The organism is Ectopseudomonas khazarica, from assembly GCF_004521985.1.
GTDB classification, from domain to species: domain Bacteria; phylum Pseudomonadota; class Gammaproteobacteria; order Pseudomonadales; family Pseudomonadaceae; genus Aquipseudomonas; species Aquipseudomonas khazarica.
This window is the reverse complement of record NZ_SBHZ01000004.1, coordinates 224,994-238,862: the sequence shown is the minus strand read 5'-3', so window position 1 is coordinate 238,862 and position 13,869 is coordinate 224,994. Positions and strand designations below refer to the sequence as shown.

Sequence of the window (13,869 nt, the reverse complement as noted above, 5' to 3'; positions counted from 1 at the left end):
GCTCGAGGCCTCAGAACAGCCTGGCCAGCAACACCGGCACGGCGGTTTCCACCCGCAGAATGCGCTCACCCAGCTGCACCGGCTGCAGGCCGGCGGCCTGTTGCAGCAGATCGACCTCGTAGGGAATCCAGCCACCTTCGGGGCCGATGGCCAGGGTCACCGGGCCGTCGACCGCGCGCGGGCAGGCCGGATAGTCGCCGGGGTGCCCGACCAGGCCGAGTGTACTGGCGGCCAGTGCCGGCAGGCGATCCTCGACGAAGGGCTTGAAGCGCTTCTCGATGCTGACATCGGGCAGCACGGTGTCGCGCGCCTGCTCCAGGCCGAGGATCAGTTGTTCGCGCAGTGCGTCGGGCTGCAGGAACGGCGTCTGCCAGAAGCTCTTCTCCACCCGGTAGCTGTTGACCAGCACCAGGCGCGGCACGCCCATGGCGCTGACGGTCTGCAGCACGCGCTTGAGCATCTTCGGGCGGGGCAGGGCGAGGACCAGGGTCAGGGGGAGCTTGGCCGGTGGCGGCTGGTCGAGACAGACCTGCAGCTCGGCCTGTTCGGCATCCAGGCTGAGCAGCTGACCTTCGCCCATCAGGCCGCCGAGACGGCCGACGCGCAGGCAGTCACCCGCTTCGGCACGATGTACCTCGTGCAGGTGCTTGAGGCGCCGGCCACTGAGGCGAACACGATCGACGCCGACGAAGTCGGCGTCTTCCAGCAGCAGGAGGTTCACGGTTGTGGCGCGGGGGGCTGGTCTTCCGGCTCGGCTTGTTCGTCGCTCTGCTCGTCGTCGCGCTTGCGACGGACCAGTGCGCCGGCCAGCAGGCCGCTCTCGAACAGCAGCCACATGGGCAAGGCCAGCAGCGTCTGCGAGAAGACGTCAGGAGGCGTCAGCACCATGCCGATCACGAAGCAGCCGACCACCACGTAGGGGCGGCTCTTGCGCAGGGTGGCGACGTCCACCAGGCCGACCCAGATCACCAGGAAGGTGGCGATGGGGATCTCGAAGGCCACGCCAAAGGCGAAGAACAGGGTGAGGACGAAGTCCAGGTACTGACCGATGTCGGTCATCATCGCCACGCCTTCCGGGGTCACGCTGGCGAAGAAGCCGAACATGATCGGGAACACCACAAAGTAGGCGAAGGCCATCCCAGCGTAGAACAGGAAGATGCTCGAGATCAGCAGCGGCACCGCGATGCGCCGCTCGTGGGTGTACAGCCCCGGCGCGATGAAGCCCCAGGCCTGGTGCAGGATCACCGGCATGCCGAGGAACAGCGCGCACATCAGGGTCAGCTTGAAGGGCGTGAGGAAGGGCGAGGCGACGCCGGTGGCGATCATCGTCGCCCCGGCCGGCAGGTAGGCGCGCAGTGGCGCCGCCACCAGCGCGTAGATGTCCTGGGCGAAGTAGAACAGGCCGGCGAAGATCAACAGGATGATCACCACGCAGCGCAGCAGACGCGTGCGCAGTTCGGTCAGGTGCGAGACCAGGGGCATTTCCTGATCTTCTTCCGGCTTTCTGCTCATGGTTGGGGATTCTTGTCCTGAACGCTCGGAGCAGCGTCGCTGCTCGGTTCTGCACGTTGCTCTGTGGCAGGCTGGCCTGTGCCCGTACCGAGGATGTCCTGCTTCATCGCCTTCATCTCACGCTCGAGCTCGAGAATCCGCTCGTTGTGCAGTTGGCGGCGGATCTCGTCGGCGCCGATCTCGCGCTCGACCTCGGCCTTGATCGAGTTGAAGCTGCGCTTGATTCGGCCGATCCACAGGCCGGCCGTGCGCACGGCCCCAGGCAGGCGCTCGGGACCGAGCACGACCAGGGCGACCAGGCCGACCAGCAGCAGTTCGGTGAAGCCAATGTCGAACATGGCTCAGTCTTTCTTCGCTGGCTCTTCGACCTTGCGTGCCTGGGCGTCGATGGTCTGCCCCTTGCCGTCTTCCACGGCCGGCTTGTCGGCGTCGCTGTTGTCCATCGATTTGCGGAAGCCCTTGATCGCGTCACCGAGGTCGGAGCCGAGATTCTTCAGGCGCTTGGTGCCGAACAGCATGACGACGATGAGCAGGACGATCAGGAGTTGCCAGATGCTGATACCACCGAATCCCATGATGTGTTCTCCGTTGTAGTAGTTGTCAGGTCATTGTGGCGAGCGTGCGGCTTTTTCCGCATGCCCGGACAGGCCGAAACGGCGGTCGAGTTCGTCCAGCACGGCCTGCGGATGCTGCCCGAGGGCGGCGAGCATGACCAGGCTGTGGAACCACAGATCGGCGGTTTCGTAGATGAGGTCCTTGCAGTCGCCGCTGGCAGCGGCGTCCTTGGCGGCGAGGATGGTTTCCACCGACTCCTCGCCGACCTTTTCCAGAATCTTGTTCAGGCCCTTGTGATAGAGGCTGGCGACGTAGGAGCTGTCGGGGGCTGCGCCCTTGCGCGCTTCCAGTACTTCGGCCAGGCGGGTCAGGGTGTCACTCATGGCTGTGTCCTGCATAGATGGCGTGCGGGTCTTTCAGCACGGCGTCGACGGTCTTCCAGCCGCCATTCTCATAGACGCGATAGAAGCAGCTCTCGCGCCCGGTGTGGCAGGCGATGCCGCCCAGCTGCTCGACCATCAGCACGATGACGTCGGCGTCGCAGTCGAGGCGCAGCTCATGCAGCTTCTGCACGTGCCCGGATTCTTCGCCCTTGCGCCACAGCTTGCCACGCGAGCGTGACCAGTAGATGGCGCGCTGCTCGCTGACGGTGAGGGCGAGGGATTCGCGGTTCATCCAGGCCATCATCAGGATACGGCCGGTCTTGTGATCCTGGGCGATGGCCGGCACCAGGCCGTCTTCGTTCCAGTGGATTTCGTCGAGCCAATCGTTCATCGGTGTTCCAAGTCTGCCGGGCCTCGCGGCCCGTGAATTCGCCAAGTGTGCCAGTGCGACGGCCAACTGGCTATCGGCGCAACACCAGATACAGCCCGCCACCGACCATCAGCCAGGCTGGCCAGGTAGCCAGCAGTGGCGCCAGCCCCTGCATGGCGCCGGCACCGATCAGGGCAGCGCCCAGCAGACGCAGCGGCCAGTGGTCGCCGCTGCGGGGCTGCTCCGCCTGTTGCGGTTGCTGCAGGCGCTCCAGCGTGTCGCGGGCGATCTGCGACAGGTGCGGTACCTGCTCGGCCTGCTGCTGCAGGTTGCGCAACAGATGCAGCGGGCTGACACGCTCGCGCATCCAGCGCTCGAGGAACGGCTGTGCGGTGCTCCACAGGTCGAGGTCGGGGTACAGCTGGCGGCCCAGGCCTTCGATGTTGAGCAGGGTCTTCTGCAGGAGAACGAGCTGCGGCTGCACTTCCATGTTGAAGCGCCGCGCGGTCTGGAACAGGCGCAGCAGCAGCTGGCCGAAGGAGATGTCCTTCAACGGTTTCTCGAAGATCGGCTCGCAGACGGTGCGGATCGCCGCTTCGAATTCGTTGACCTTGGTGTCGGCGGGCACCCAGCCCGAGTCGATGTGCAGCTGCGCGACCTTGCGGTAGTCGCGCTTGAAGAAGGCGATCAGGTTGCGCGCCAGGTAGTCCTGGTCTTCGTCGGTGAGGCTGCCGATGATGCCGCAGTCGATGGCGATGTACTGCGGGCTCCACGGCGTGCGCGTGCTGACGAAGATGTTGCCGGGGTGCATGTCGGCGTGGAAGAAGCTGTCGCGGAACACCTGGGTGAAGAAGATCTCCACACCACGCTCGGCCAGCAGCTTCATGTCGGTACGCTGGTCGGCCAGGGTCGCCAGGTCGGTGACCGGGATGCCGTAGATGCGCTCCATCACCAGCACCTGGTGGCGGCACAGGTCCCAGTACACCTGTGGCACGTAGAGCAGCGGCGAGCCTTCGAAGTTGCGCCGCAGCTGGCTGGCGTTGGCGGCCTCGCGCAGCAGGTCGAGCTCGTCGAAGATGGTCTTCTCGTAGTCGCTGACCACCTCGACCGGGCGCAGGCGACGGGCATCGGCCGAAGCCTTTTCGGCGATGCGGGCGATGAGGAACAGCCAGGCCAGGTCTTGGCGGATGATCGGCTTGAGGCCGGGGCGCACGACCTTGACCACCACTTCCTCGCCGCTTTTCAGCTGTGCAGCGTGCACCTGGGCCACCGAGGCCGAGGCCAGCGGCTGGCTGTCGAAGCGGGCGAACACTTCGTTCACCGGGGCGCCGAGCTGGCGCTCGATCAGGGCGATGGCCTGATCCTCGGGGAAGGGTGGGACCTGATCCTGCAGGCGTGCCAGCTCATCGGCGATGTCCGGCGGCAGCAGGTCGCGGCGGGTGGACAGCAACTGGCCGAACTTGATGAAGATCGGCCCCAGGTCTTCCAGCGCCAGGCGCAGGCGCGCGCCGCGTGACAGGTCCAGTGGCTTGCGTGGCAGCCAGCGCCAGGGCAGCAGCCAGGACAGTGCGCGCAGCCAGATGGGCAACGGCAACTCGAGGAGCATCTCGTCCAGCTGGTAGCGGACGACGACACGCTGGATACGGAACAGGCGGCGAACGGCAAGCAGCTTCATGCGTCGGGCTTATGGGCAGAAGTGAGGCGCTCGATGCGTGCTTCCAGGCGGTCGAGGGCGAGTTTCAGTCGGTCCAGTTCGGCGAAGCGCACATCGGCTTCGCGCTGTCCGACCAGGGTGCGTGATTCTTCGGCCAGGTAGTCGGCCAGGTCCTGCCTGAGGCTGGCGGTGCCGTTGCTGGCCAGGCTCACCCGGCTGCGCAGGTGGCTGGCGAGCAGGGTGGTGGCCACCGGGCCGAGCCAGCGCGAGACTTCGTATTCCCAGTCCAGCTCCAGGTCCTGGAGAATCTCGGCCAGTTGCAGCAGCGCAGCGCTGTCGCCGTCGAGGGACACGTCCGGGCGATGCAGCACGGCGGTCTTGTCGCGGCTCAGGGCCAGACGCGCCAGGCTGGCGGCCGGCGCGGTGAGGGTGCAATCGGCCGGGGCGTGCCACTGCGCGGCCAGTCGCAGGCCGTCGCCGCTGGGCAGGATGAACAGCTCCAGCGTCGGGCTCTGGCACTGCACGGCGATGACCTTGCCGCTGAGCGCCTGCAGGCGCGGCAAGGCCGTGCCGTCGAGGCGCAGAACACGATTGAGGCCGGCTTCGACGCTGGCCAGCAAGCCGGTTATCAGCATCAGGGCTTGATGCCGCGATGCAGGGCGACGATGCCGCCGGTCATGTTGTGGTAGGTGACGCGTTCGAAACCGGCGTCGACCATCATCGCCTTGAGGGTTTCCTGATCCGGGTGCATGCGGATCGACTCGGCGAGGTAGCGGTAGCTGTCGGCATCGTTGGTGATCAGCTTGCCGGCCAGCGGCATGAAGCTGAACGAGTAGGTGTCATAGGCCTTGGCCAACAGCGGGTTGCCGGGCTTGGAGAACTCCAGCACCAGCAGGCGGCCGCCGGGCTTGAGCACGCGCAGCATGGAGCGCAGGGCCTCGTCCTTGTGGGTGACGTTGCGCAGGCCGAAGGCGATGGTGACCACATCGAAGTGGTTGTCGGGGAACGGCAGCTTCTCGGCATCGGCCTGAACGAACTGCACGTTGCCGGCCACGCCCTTGTCCAGCAGGCGGTCGCGACCGACCTTGAGCATGGAGTCGTTGATGTCGGCCAGGACCACTTCGCCGGTCGGCCCGACGATGCTGGAGAACTTGCGGGTCAGGTCACCGGTGCCGCCTGCGATATCCAGCACGCGGTTGCCCGGGCGCACACCGGACAGCTCGATGGTGAAGCGCTTCCACAGGCGATGCAGGCCGCCGGACAGCACGTCGTTCATCAGGTCGTACTTGGCCGCCACCGAGTGGAAGACTTCGGCCACCTTGTCCGCCTTCTGGCTTTCCGGCACGTCCTGGAAACCGAAGTGGGTGGTGGGTTCCTGCTCCTGGGCCTTGCGTGGATCGCTCATGTCGCTCTCACCGGGTAGAAAACCGCACCATTCTAAAGCTGCGTGCGGTCTTTGTCTTGCCTGGGTGCCCCACCGTGCGGTGGGCTGGTAGAGTGACGCGACCTCATGCCGCAGCCTTGCGGCGCGCTGCCAGTTCAAGGAGTTGTCATGTCCCGCATTCGTGTCGAACGATCCCATTCTCTCGGTCGTGAGGGGGCCCGCGAAAAAGCCGAGCGCCTGGCCGAACGCCTGGCCAGCGAGTACGACGTGCGCTACCGCTGGAACGGCGACACCCTGGAGTTCAAGCGCAGCGGTGCCGACGGCAGCATCGCGGTCGGTGAAGACACCGTGCGCGTGGAGCTCAAGCTCGGCCTGCTGCTCTCGCCCATGGGCAGCATGATCCAGCGCGAGATCGAGCAGGTGCTGGACAAATCCCTGGCCTGAGAAAGTAACTGCAAGCCACGAGCTTCACGTCAGTGCGTAGGGTGGATGGCGCTGTTTCCATCCACCAGGCCGGTGGATCGGTGACGCGTGCTCCTTCCGACCCGCTGCAGCTGCTCCTAGTATGCGATTTCTAATTTTTCTCCTTAGGGTGTACCCAAGCCTGCATTCCGTGGGCGTTTCCGCTAACTGTCAAAGCGCGTGAGGTGCACCATGTCGAAAGTTGCCGTGAAGAAAAAAGTCGAAGCCGTGGTCGAAGACAAGGCTGGTCTGCTCGATGACGTGAAGGGTTATGCCCGCAAGATCTACCTCGCTGGCCTGGGTGCTTATGCCAAGGCGGGTGCCGAGGGGGCCGAGTACTTCAAGGAACTGGTCAAGACCGGTGAAGGCGTCGAAAGCAAAGGCAAGAAACTGGTCGACGAGCAGGTAGAAGCCGCCAACAGCCAGATCGAATCGGTCAAGCAGTCGGTCAACAGCAACGTCACCAGCGTCAAGGGCAAGGTCGAAGTTCAGCTCGACAAGATCGAGAAGGCGTTCGACACCCGTGTGGCTGCCGCGCTGAATCGCATCGGCATTCCGTCCAAGCAGGATGTTGAAGCACTCTCTGCTAAGCTGGATGAGCTGAGCGCGTTGCTCGAGCACGTCGCGCGTACCAAATAAGGAGATCAGGATGGCTGTTAAGAAGAAAACCGAGAAACAGACCAGCTCCTGGATCGGCGAGGTCGAGAAATACTCGCGCCAGATCTGGTTGGCAGGCTTGGGCGCTTATTCCAAGGTCAGCAAGGACGGCACCAAGCTGTTCGACTCGCTGGTCAAGGATGGCGAGAAGGCCGAAAAGCAGGCCAAGAGCGAAGTCGACAAGCAGGTCGATGCGGTGAAAGCCGGCGTCGGTTCCAAGGTCGGCTCCGCCCGCTCCAAGGTCGACGAGGTCCGGGGCAAGGCGATCGGCAAGTGGGGTGAGCTGGAGGAAGCGTTCGACAAGCGTCTGAACAATGCCATCTCGCGCCTGGGCGTGCCCAGCCGCAACGAAGTGAAGGCGTTGAACGACAAGGTCGACAGCCTGACCAAGCAGCTGGAGAAGATCGCCGGTGTATCGGCCAAGTCGGTCGCCAAGCCTGCCGCCAAGGCCGCTCCGAAACCAGCAGCCAAGCCGGCAGCGAAAGCCGCAGCCAAACCTGCAGCCAAGGCGCCTGCCAAGCCAGCGGCCAAGCCCGCTGCGAAACCGGCCGCCAAGCCTGCAGCAGCCGCCAAGCCGGCACCTGCCAAGGCCGCCGCCAAGCCAGCGGCAAAGCCGGCCGCGAAAGCTGCGGCCAAACCGGCTGCCAAGCCAGCGGCCAAACCCGCAGCGAAACCGGCCGCCAAGCCGGCGGCGGCGAAGAAGCCTGCAGCGAAGAAACCAGCCGCGCCCAAGGCCGCCGCCGCGAAACCGGCGGCACCAGCCCCGGCACCGGCTGCTACCGCGCCTGCTGCTGCACCGGCCCCGGCTGCCGCTCCGGCAACGCCAGCCAACCCGTCCTGAGTTTCTCGGGATCAAGAACGCCCGGCCCAGTGCCGGGCGTTTGCGTTATGCGCCCGCAAAGGCGCAAGCGCGTATCAGGCTTCCAGGTAGCGTTGCGCGAGGTGCTCGACGGCGCCGCGTGAGGGCTGATTCAGGTGTGGCGCGACCAGCATCATGATCTGGAACACCACCAGCCGCACTTCGCCTTCCTGGTCGAGGATGCGCTGGTAGTCGAGGGAGAACAGCAGCGTCAGAGTGATCTGCTCGACCAGTTGTCCCAGCGCCTGGGTGCCGCTGTTCAACTGACCATCAGCCATCAGGCGCGCCAGCAGTGCCGCCAGGGTGCGCTTGAGTGCGTTGAGCCAGTGGCGGATGCCCCGTGCCAGCTTGGGCAGGCGCCCGGCCAGGTTCGACAGGTCCTGAAAGAGAAAGCGGTACTGCGACAGGCGCTCGACGATCAGGTGCAGGAACAGCCAGTAGTCCTCGACGTCGAGCCGGGCATCTGCCGGTGGGTCGAGCAACGGCGCCATCTCGGCCTGGAAACGCTCGAACAGCTCCAGCACCAGCGGCTCCTTGCCGTGGAAGTGGTAGTAGAGATTGCCGGGGCTGATATCCAGCTCGTTGGCGATCTCCAGGGTGGAGACGTTGGGTTCGCCCTGCTCGTTGAACAGAACCAGGGCGGTTTGCAGAATGCGCTCGCGGGTTTTCATGGCGCTCTTCTTCTGGCGCGGAAGTGGCGACGATAACCGGCAGTGGCGACGGAGACCAGCCTTGATCAACTTGGCGAGCGCTGAAGTGCGCTCACTCGCCTATCGACGCGACATGCCGCAAGGCCAGCGCAGCCAGTATCGCCAGTGTCAGGATGGCCAGGGCGCTGGCAGTGGCCGCCACACTCAAGCCGAAGGTGAAGGTGGTCCTGGCCTGCTCCAGAAGCTGTTCCGGGATATGCACCATCAGTGACGGTGCGATCCACAGGCCGTTGCCAATGGCCTGCGCCGCATCCTCCGGCAGGGCCGATGGAATGTGTTCCTGAATGCGCCCGCGGTAGAGCGTGGTGGCGAGGCTGCCCAGGACGGCCACTCCCAGTGCGACACCCAGCTCCTGCACCATCTCGGACATGGCCGAAGCCGCGCCGGCCTTTTCCGCTGGTGCTGCGGCAACCACGAGTTCCGTACCCAATGCCGCGATGGTTCCCAGGCCGAGGTAGATCAGTGCGAATCCCCCCACTACCAGGCCGACGCCAGGCACATGATGCACCTGAGCGAGCAGCAGATACCCCAGCGCGGACAGGGCCAGGGCGCACGCCACCACGAAGCCGGGGCGTATGCGGCGTGCGAGCAGCGGTGCGCTGATGCCTGTGACGACCATGGTCAGTGCAGACGGCGCCATCCACATGCCTGCCGCCAGTGGTGACAAGCCCAGCACCAGTTGCAGGTACTGGGTCGCCAGCAGCATGGCGCCACCGACTGCTACCAGTCCCGTCAGCAGCACTACCAGTGCGGCGCTGAAGGCTCGATTGGCGAACAGGCTCAAGTCCAGGAAGGGAACGCTGAGACGCCGTTGTCGATGAATGAACATCGCGCTGAAAACCAGGCCGACGCTCAGTGACAGCAGTGCATCGCTCTGCAAGCCATGCTTGGCAACGTCCTTCAGGCCGTAAACGCTCGGCAGGATGGCCGCGAGCGACAGTGCGACGCTGAGCAGGTCGAAGCGGCCACCGTGGGGCGAGCGGTACTCCGGCAGCAGGAGCGGCGCGCAGACGAGCAACAGTGCAACGACCGGGAGCGCCAGGAGGAATGCCGCGCCCCAGCCGAAATGTTCCAGCAGCACGCCACCCACCAGCGGGCCTACAGCCATGCCCAGGGCGAACATGGTCGCCCATATGCCAATCGCCTGCGCACGCTGGCGGGTGTCGCTGAACATGTTGCTGATCAACGCCAGGGTCGAGGGCATCAGGGTCGCCCCGGCCACGCCAAGGGCCGCTCGCGCGAAGATGAGCATCTCGGCGCTGCTGGCGCAGGCGGCCAGCAGTGAAGCGCCACCGAACGCGGCTCCTCCGATCATCAGCAGCTTGCGGCGGCCGATGCGATCGCCCAGCGTGCCCATGGTGATCAGCAGGCCGGCGATCATGAAACCGTAGATGTCCATGATCCACAGCGCCTGGGTGCTGCTGGGCGCCAGGTCCGCAGCCAGCGCGGGAAGCGCCAGGTACAGCAATGTCGCGTCGAGGCCGAGCAACAGAGTGGGCAGTGCCAGCACGGCCAGACCCAGCCATTCCCGGCTCCCGGCGCGAGCCGGGTGCGTGCAGCTCGCGTCGGGCAGGCCCGCGGTCAGGGCGTTTCCAGTGCAGTCGTGGCTCATTGCGCCTTCTCCTTCGTGACAGAGGGCGGCAGTATTTGAGCCTTGAAGTAGTATTACAATTTAACAAATTATCCTATTACTAGAGGCAATACCTTGACCCCGGGACGCACGCTCGATCGCACTCGCCAGGAGCTTTCTGAGTTTCTTCAGTTGCATCGGCGCAAGCTTGGCCCCGCTGATGTGGGCCTGCCAGCCATAGGGCGCCGGCGTACGCCGGGGCTGCGGCGAGAGGAGGTGGCCGCTCTCGCCGGTGTTGGCCTCACCTGGTACACCTGGTTCGAGCAAGGGCGCGATATCGGCGTATCCGAGAGCTTCCTGCTACGTGTGGCGAAGGCCCTGAGGCTGGATGACGCCGAGTGCTGCCATCTCTTTCTGCTTGCCCATGGGCGTCCGCCACCGGCGCAGGCCTATCAGTGGCCGTCCGTCTCGCCTCTGATTCAGCAACTGATGGATGACCTGAGGGAACGACCGGCCTATGTGATCAATCTGCGCTGGGACGTGATCGCCTGGAACCAGGCCGCCGACCGCCTGTTCGGCTTTGCTTCCAGGGCGCTGCAGGAGCGCAATTTCATCCGTATGGTTTTCGCGACTCCGGAGCTGCGTACGCGGCTGCCCGAGTGGCGCGAGGATGCGCGGCGACTCCTGGCGCACTTTCGTTGCGACCTGGCGGTGGCGCCGCGGGATGATCCGGCCATTGCCGCGCTTACCGATGAGCTGCAACGGCTCTCGGCAGATTTCCGTCTCTGGTGGACAGCGCCCGATACCGGTGACTACAGCCGCGGCGTTCGCGCCATCCTGAGCCCCGAGGATGCAGCCCGCCTGGATTTCCAGCATGAGATTCTTACGGTCGACGAGCACCGTCACCTGCGCATGGTCGTCTACTTTTCCGGACAGCCCGCCGGCGCAGCGGGCGACGGGTGCTAGGGCTTCAGGCCATCAACGGATGTGCACATAGGTGCCTGGCGCCTCCTCCATGGCCGGATGGTGCTGGTTGCCCAGCGCCATGACGGTTTCGCGCTGTTCGCCGGAGCGGGCCTGGATCCACTCCAGCCATTGTGGCCACCAGCTGCCTTGCTGGTGCTGGGCGTCGTGGTACCAGGCGCGTGGGTCGGAGGTGAGCTTGGCGTTCTCGTAGTAGTTGGCCTTGGGGTTGCCGGGCGGGTTGAGGATGCTCTGGATATGGCCGCTGTTGGACAGGATGAAGCGGCGGTTGCCGCCGAGCAGCAGGGTCGAGCGATAGACCGCATCCCAGGGCGTGATGTGGTCGTTGATGCCCGCCACGCTGAAACTGTCGACGGTGACCTTGGTCAGGTCCACCGGGGTGCCGCAGACCTCCAGCGCACCGGCACGGGTCAGCGGGTTGTGCTTGAAGAAGTCGATCAGGTCGCCATGCAGCGCCGCCGGCAGGCGCGTGTTGTCGTTGTTCCAGTAGAGGATGTCGAAGGCCGGTGGCTGCTTGCCCATCAGGTAGTTGTTGATCCAGTAGTTCCAGATCAGGTCGTTGGGGCGCATCCAGGCGAACACCTTGGCCATGTCGCGGCCGTCCAGTACGCCCTGCTGATAGGAGCGGCGCTTGGCCGACTCGAGGGTCTGCTCGTCGGCGAAGAGCATCGCCGGGCTTTCGATCTGGCTGTCCAGCAGGCTGACCATGTAGGTGGCGCTGGCAATCTTGCGCAGCTGGCGGCGGGCCTGCAGGTGGCCCTGCAGGGCGGCGATGGTCAGGCCTCCGGCACAGGCGCCGAGCAGGTTGACGTCCTTGCTGCCGGTGATGGCCCGGCAGGCATCGACGGCTTCCTCCACTGCCTGCACGTAGGTCGACAGGCCCCACTCGCGGTGCCGTGGATCCGGGTTGCGCCAGCTGATCATGAAGGTCTGCAGGTCGTTCTTCAGCGCGTACTGGACGAAGCTCTTGTCGTTGGACAGGTCGAATATGTAGTACTTGTTGATCTGCGGCGGCACGATCAGCAATGGGCGCAGGTACTGCTTCTCGCTCATCGGTTTGTACTGGATAAGTTCCAGCAGTTCGTTGCGAAACACCACCGCGCCGGGGGTACAGGCCAGGTTGCGGCCGACTTCGAACGCGTGCCGGCTGACCTGGCTGGGCAGGCCGTCGTTGTTCAGCAGGTCGTCGAACAGGTGCCGCAGCCCCTTGAGCAGACTGCTGCCACCGGTATTGAACAGCTCCTTGACCGCCTGCGGGTTGAGCGGGCTGTTGGAGGGCGACAGCGCATCGCTCATCAGCGAGGCGAGAAAGCGCGCGCGGGCACGGTCGTCAGGCGACAGGTCGCTGTCGTCGATCCAGGCGGCGAGTTGCTTCTGCCAGGCCAGGTAGGCCTGCAGGCTGCGCCGGTATAAGGGGTTGAGGTGCCAGGTCGGGTCGGCGAAGCGAGCGTCCTGCGGGTTGACCTTGTGCAGCGTGTCACCGATGAGCACGCGGCCCAGCTGGCTGCCGAAGGCCAGCAGGTGGCGGCCACTGCGTACGGGATTCTTGATCCCCTGGCTGGCCAGCAGGCGCATCGTGGACAGCAGATCGCGGCCGCGTACGCCGACCACGGCGCTCTGGGCATTCATGAAACTGGCAGGTGCCGGCAGGGTAGCCGGGGTCGACTTGTCTCGCATGGCAACACTCCGTCGTCAAACCGTCTAGAGACTTGCATGGCACCGACTGCCGGGCTCGCTCGAAGCCTCAGGTGCGCCGCTTGCTTGCACAGAGATGCAGCAAGCCCTGTACCAGACGCGCAGGAGGTGCATTCCAGACAGCCGCGTCGAATTTGCCCGGGGCGGCTTGCGCCCCTTCGTCGAGCATGCCGAACATTGCGCACTCTGCTGGTGCGGTCAATGCTGGCGTAGTGGCGTGGGCTGCGGGTGCATCACCGCACGCTGTCGCTCCTCCTCGAGAAACTTCATGATGATAGGCGCCACCGCTTCGGCACGCGTCACCAGGAACAGGTGGCCGTCGTCGATGACGTGCAGCTCGGCGTTGGGAATGCGCCAGGCCAGCAGACGCATGTTGATCAGCGGGATCAGCGGGTCATCATCGCCAGCCATGACCAGCGTAGGCTGCCGAATCTTGTGTAGCCAGTGAATGCTGGTCCAGCCGAGGCCGGCGAACAGTTGCCAGTAATAGCCCATCTTGCCGCCCGAACGCACCTTGCTGGCATGCGCCATGGCCAGCTTGGGGTCGCGACGGAAGGCACCGCCGTAGATGTCCGGGGCGATGCGCACGCCGTAGGAGGGCTGCACGTAGCGTCTGGGACTGGCCATGCGCCAGAGGACCTTGGGCTTGCCGGGCACCATCACCGCGCCGGCCGACGTGGCGGCGAGGATCAGCTTCTTGCAGCGCTCGGGATAGTCGTGGGCGAACTGCTGGGCCAGGGCGCCGCCCCAGGACACACCGATGGCGTTGACCTGGCCGTAGTTCAGGTAGTCGAGCATGCGCGCCGCCAGCTTGGCCAGTCCGGGAAACCGGTAGGGCGTGGCGGGGGTCGATGAGCCACCGACGCCGGGAACGTCGAAGGCGATGATCTCCAGCTCCGGGTCGAGTGCGGCGACGAAGGGCATCACCAGCTCCAGGTTGGCGCCGATGCCGTTGAAGATCAGCAGCGGCACCAGCTGGCTGTTGCCCGGCCGCACTGCGGTACGGATGGTCTGTCCATCGAGGTCGATGGTGCGGAATACGAATGGTTGCGGCATAGGCGCAGCCCCTATGGA

The 13,869-nt window shown here is 65.1% G+C and carries 17 protein-coding genes; 4 read left to right on the top strand and 13 right to left on the bottom strand.

Going from position 1 to position 13,869, the window contains the following annotated elements:
- Positions 1-10: 10 nt before the first annotated feature.
- The 9 genes from EPK82_RS06725 to ubiE form a co-directional block, all read right to left on the bottom strand.
- Positions 11-721, bottom strand: a complete 711-nt coding sequence (locus tag EPK82_RS06725; RefSeq protein WP_134676125.1) for a 16S rRNA (uracil(1498)-N(3))-methyltransferase — start codon at positions 719-721, stop codon at positions 11-13.
- Positions 718-1,512, bottom strand: a complete 795-nt coding sequence (gene tatC, locus EPK82_RS06720; RefSeq protein ID WP_037049910.1) for a twin-arginine translocase subunit TatC — start codon at positions 1,510-1,512, stop codon at positions 718-720. The genes EPK82_RS06725 and tatC overlap by 4 nt, the downstream gene beginning before the upstream one ends.
- Positions 1,509-1,850, bottom strand: a complete 342-nt coding sequence (gene tatB / locus EPK82_RS06715) for a Sec-independent protein translocase protein TatB (protein ID WP_037049907.1) — start codon at positions 1,848-1,850, stop codon at positions 1,509-1,511. The genes tatC and tatB overlap by 4 nt, the downstream gene beginning before the upstream one ends.
- A gap of 3 nt (positions 1,851-1,853) precedes the next feature.
- Complete coding sequence (gene tatA, locus EPK82_RS06710) at positions 1,854-2,087, bottom strand: twin-arginine translocase TatA/TatE family subunit (RefSeq protein ID WP_037049905.1); 234 nt, start codon at positions 2,085-2,087, stop codon at positions 1,854-1,856.
- A gap of 30 nt (positions 2,088-2,117) precedes the next feature.
- Positions 2,118-2,450, bottom strand: a complete 333-nt coding sequence (locus EPK82_RS06705) for a phosphoribosyl-ATP diphosphatase (protein ID WP_037049903.1) — start codon at positions 2,448-2,450, stop codon at positions 2,118-2,120.
- The gene (gene hisI, locus EPK82_RS06700) at positions 2,443-2,841 is read right to left on the bottom strand and encodes a phosphoribosyl-AMP cyclohydrolase (RefSeq protein WP_037049899.1); all 399 of its coding nucleotides are present in this window, start codon (positions 2,839-2,841) and stop codon (positions 2,443-2,445) included. The genes EPK82_RS06705 and hisI overlap by 8 nt, the downstream gene beginning before the upstream one ends.
- A gap of 70 nt (positions 2,842-2,911) precedes the next feature.
- The gene (gene ubiB, locus EPK82_RS06695; protein ID WP_134676124.1) at positions 2,912-4,495 is read right to left on the bottom strand and encodes a ubiquinone biosynthesis regulatory protein kinase UbiB; all 1,584 of its coding nucleotides are present in this window, start codon (positions 4,493-4,495) and stop codon (positions 2,912-2,914) included.
- A complete protein-coding gene (locus tag EPK82_RS06690; RefSeq protein ID WP_134676123.1) occupies positions 4,492-5,109 on the bottom strand; it encodes a ubiquinone biosynthesis accessory factor UbiJ in 618 nt (205 codons plus the stop codon). The genes ubiB and EPK82_RS06690 overlap by 4 nt, the downstream gene beginning before the upstream one ends.
- The gene (gene ubiE, locus EPK82_RS06685) at positions 5,109-5,879 is read right to left on the bottom strand and encodes a bifunctional demethylmenaquinone methyltransferase/2-methoxy-6-polyprenyl-1,4-benzoquinol methylase UbiE (RefSeq protein WP_047587328.1); all 771 of its coding nucleotides are present in this window, start codon (positions 5,877-5,879) and stop codon (positions 5,109-5,111) included. The genes EPK82_RS06690 and ubiE overlap by 1 nt, the downstream gene beginning before the upstream one ends.
- 147 nt (positions 5,880-6,026) lie before the next feature.
- Between ubiE and EPK82_RS06680 the strand changes: the two genes are divergently transcribed.
- The 3 genes from EPK82_RS06680 (at position 6,027) to EPK82_RS06670 (ending at position 7,818) form a co-directional block, all read left to right on the top strand.
- The gene (locus tag EPK82_RS06680; protein WP_037049889.1) at positions 6,027-6,302 is read left to right on the top strand and encodes a polyhydroxyalkanoic acid system family protein; all 276 of its coding nucleotides are present in this window, start codon (positions 6,027-6,029) and stop codon (positions 6,300-6,302) included.
- A 210-nt stretch (positions 6,303-6,512) separates the two neighbouring features.
- On the top strand, positions 6,513-6,959 hold the full coding sequence (locus EPK82_RS06675) for a phasin family protein (protein ID WP_037049887.1): 447 nt from the start codon (positions 6,513-6,515) through the stop codon (positions 6,957-6,959).
- Positions 6,960-6,969: 10 nt separating this feature from the next.
- Positions 6,970-7,818 carry a phasin family protein gene (locus EPK82_RS06670; RefSeq protein WP_037049885.1) on the top strand — a complete coding sequence of 283 codons (849 nt, stop codon included), beginning with the start codon at positions 6,970-6,972 and terminating at the stop codon, positions 7,816-7,818.
- 74 nt (positions 7,819-7,892) lie between these two features.
- Here the strand turns inward: EPK82_RS06670 and EPK82_RS06665 are convergent, their stop codons facing one another.
- Positions 7,893-8,507, bottom strand: a complete 615-nt coding sequence (locus tag EPK82_RS06665; protein WP_037049882.1) for a TetR/AcrR family transcriptional regulator — start codon at positions 8,505-8,507, stop codon at positions 7,893-7,895.
- Between the two features lie 91 nt (positions 8,508-8,598).
- Positions 8,599-10,158 (bottom strand): MFS transporter, encoded by a 1,560-nt coding sequence (locus EPK82_RS06660; protein WP_134676122.1) that lies wholly within the window; start codon positions 10,156-10,158, stop codon positions 8,599-8,601.
- A 93-nt stretch (positions 10,159-10,251) separates the two neighbouring features.
- Here EPK82_RS06660 and EPK82_RS06655 point away from each other — a divergent pair, with 93 nt between their 5' ends.
- Positions 10,252-11,082, top strand: coding sequence for a helix-turn-helix transcriptional regulator (locus EPK82_RS06655; protein ID WP_134676121.1), 831 nt, complete (start codon positions 10,252-10,254; stop codon positions 11,080-11,082).
- A 12-nt stretch (positions 11,083-11,094) separates the two neighbouring features.
- Here EPK82_RS06655 and phaC read toward each other — a convergent pair whose 3' ends face one another.
- The gene (gene phaC, locus EPK82_RS06650) at positions 11,095-12,777 is read right to left on the bottom strand and encodes a class II poly(R)-hydroxyalkanoic acid synthase (protein WP_134676120.1); all 1,683 of its coding nucleotides are present in this window, start codon (positions 12,775-12,777) and stop codon (positions 11,095-11,097) included.
- A gap of 216 nt (positions 12,778-12,993) precedes the next feature.
- Positions 12,994-13,851 carry a poly(3-hydroxyalkanoate) depolymerase gene (phaZ, locus tag EPK82_RS06645; RefSeq protein WP_037049877.1) on the bottom strand — a complete coding sequence of 286 codons (858 nt, stop codon included), beginning with the start codon at positions 13,849-13,851 and terminating at the stop codon, positions 12,994-12,996.
- Positions 13,852-13,869 lie beyond the last annotated feature (18 nt).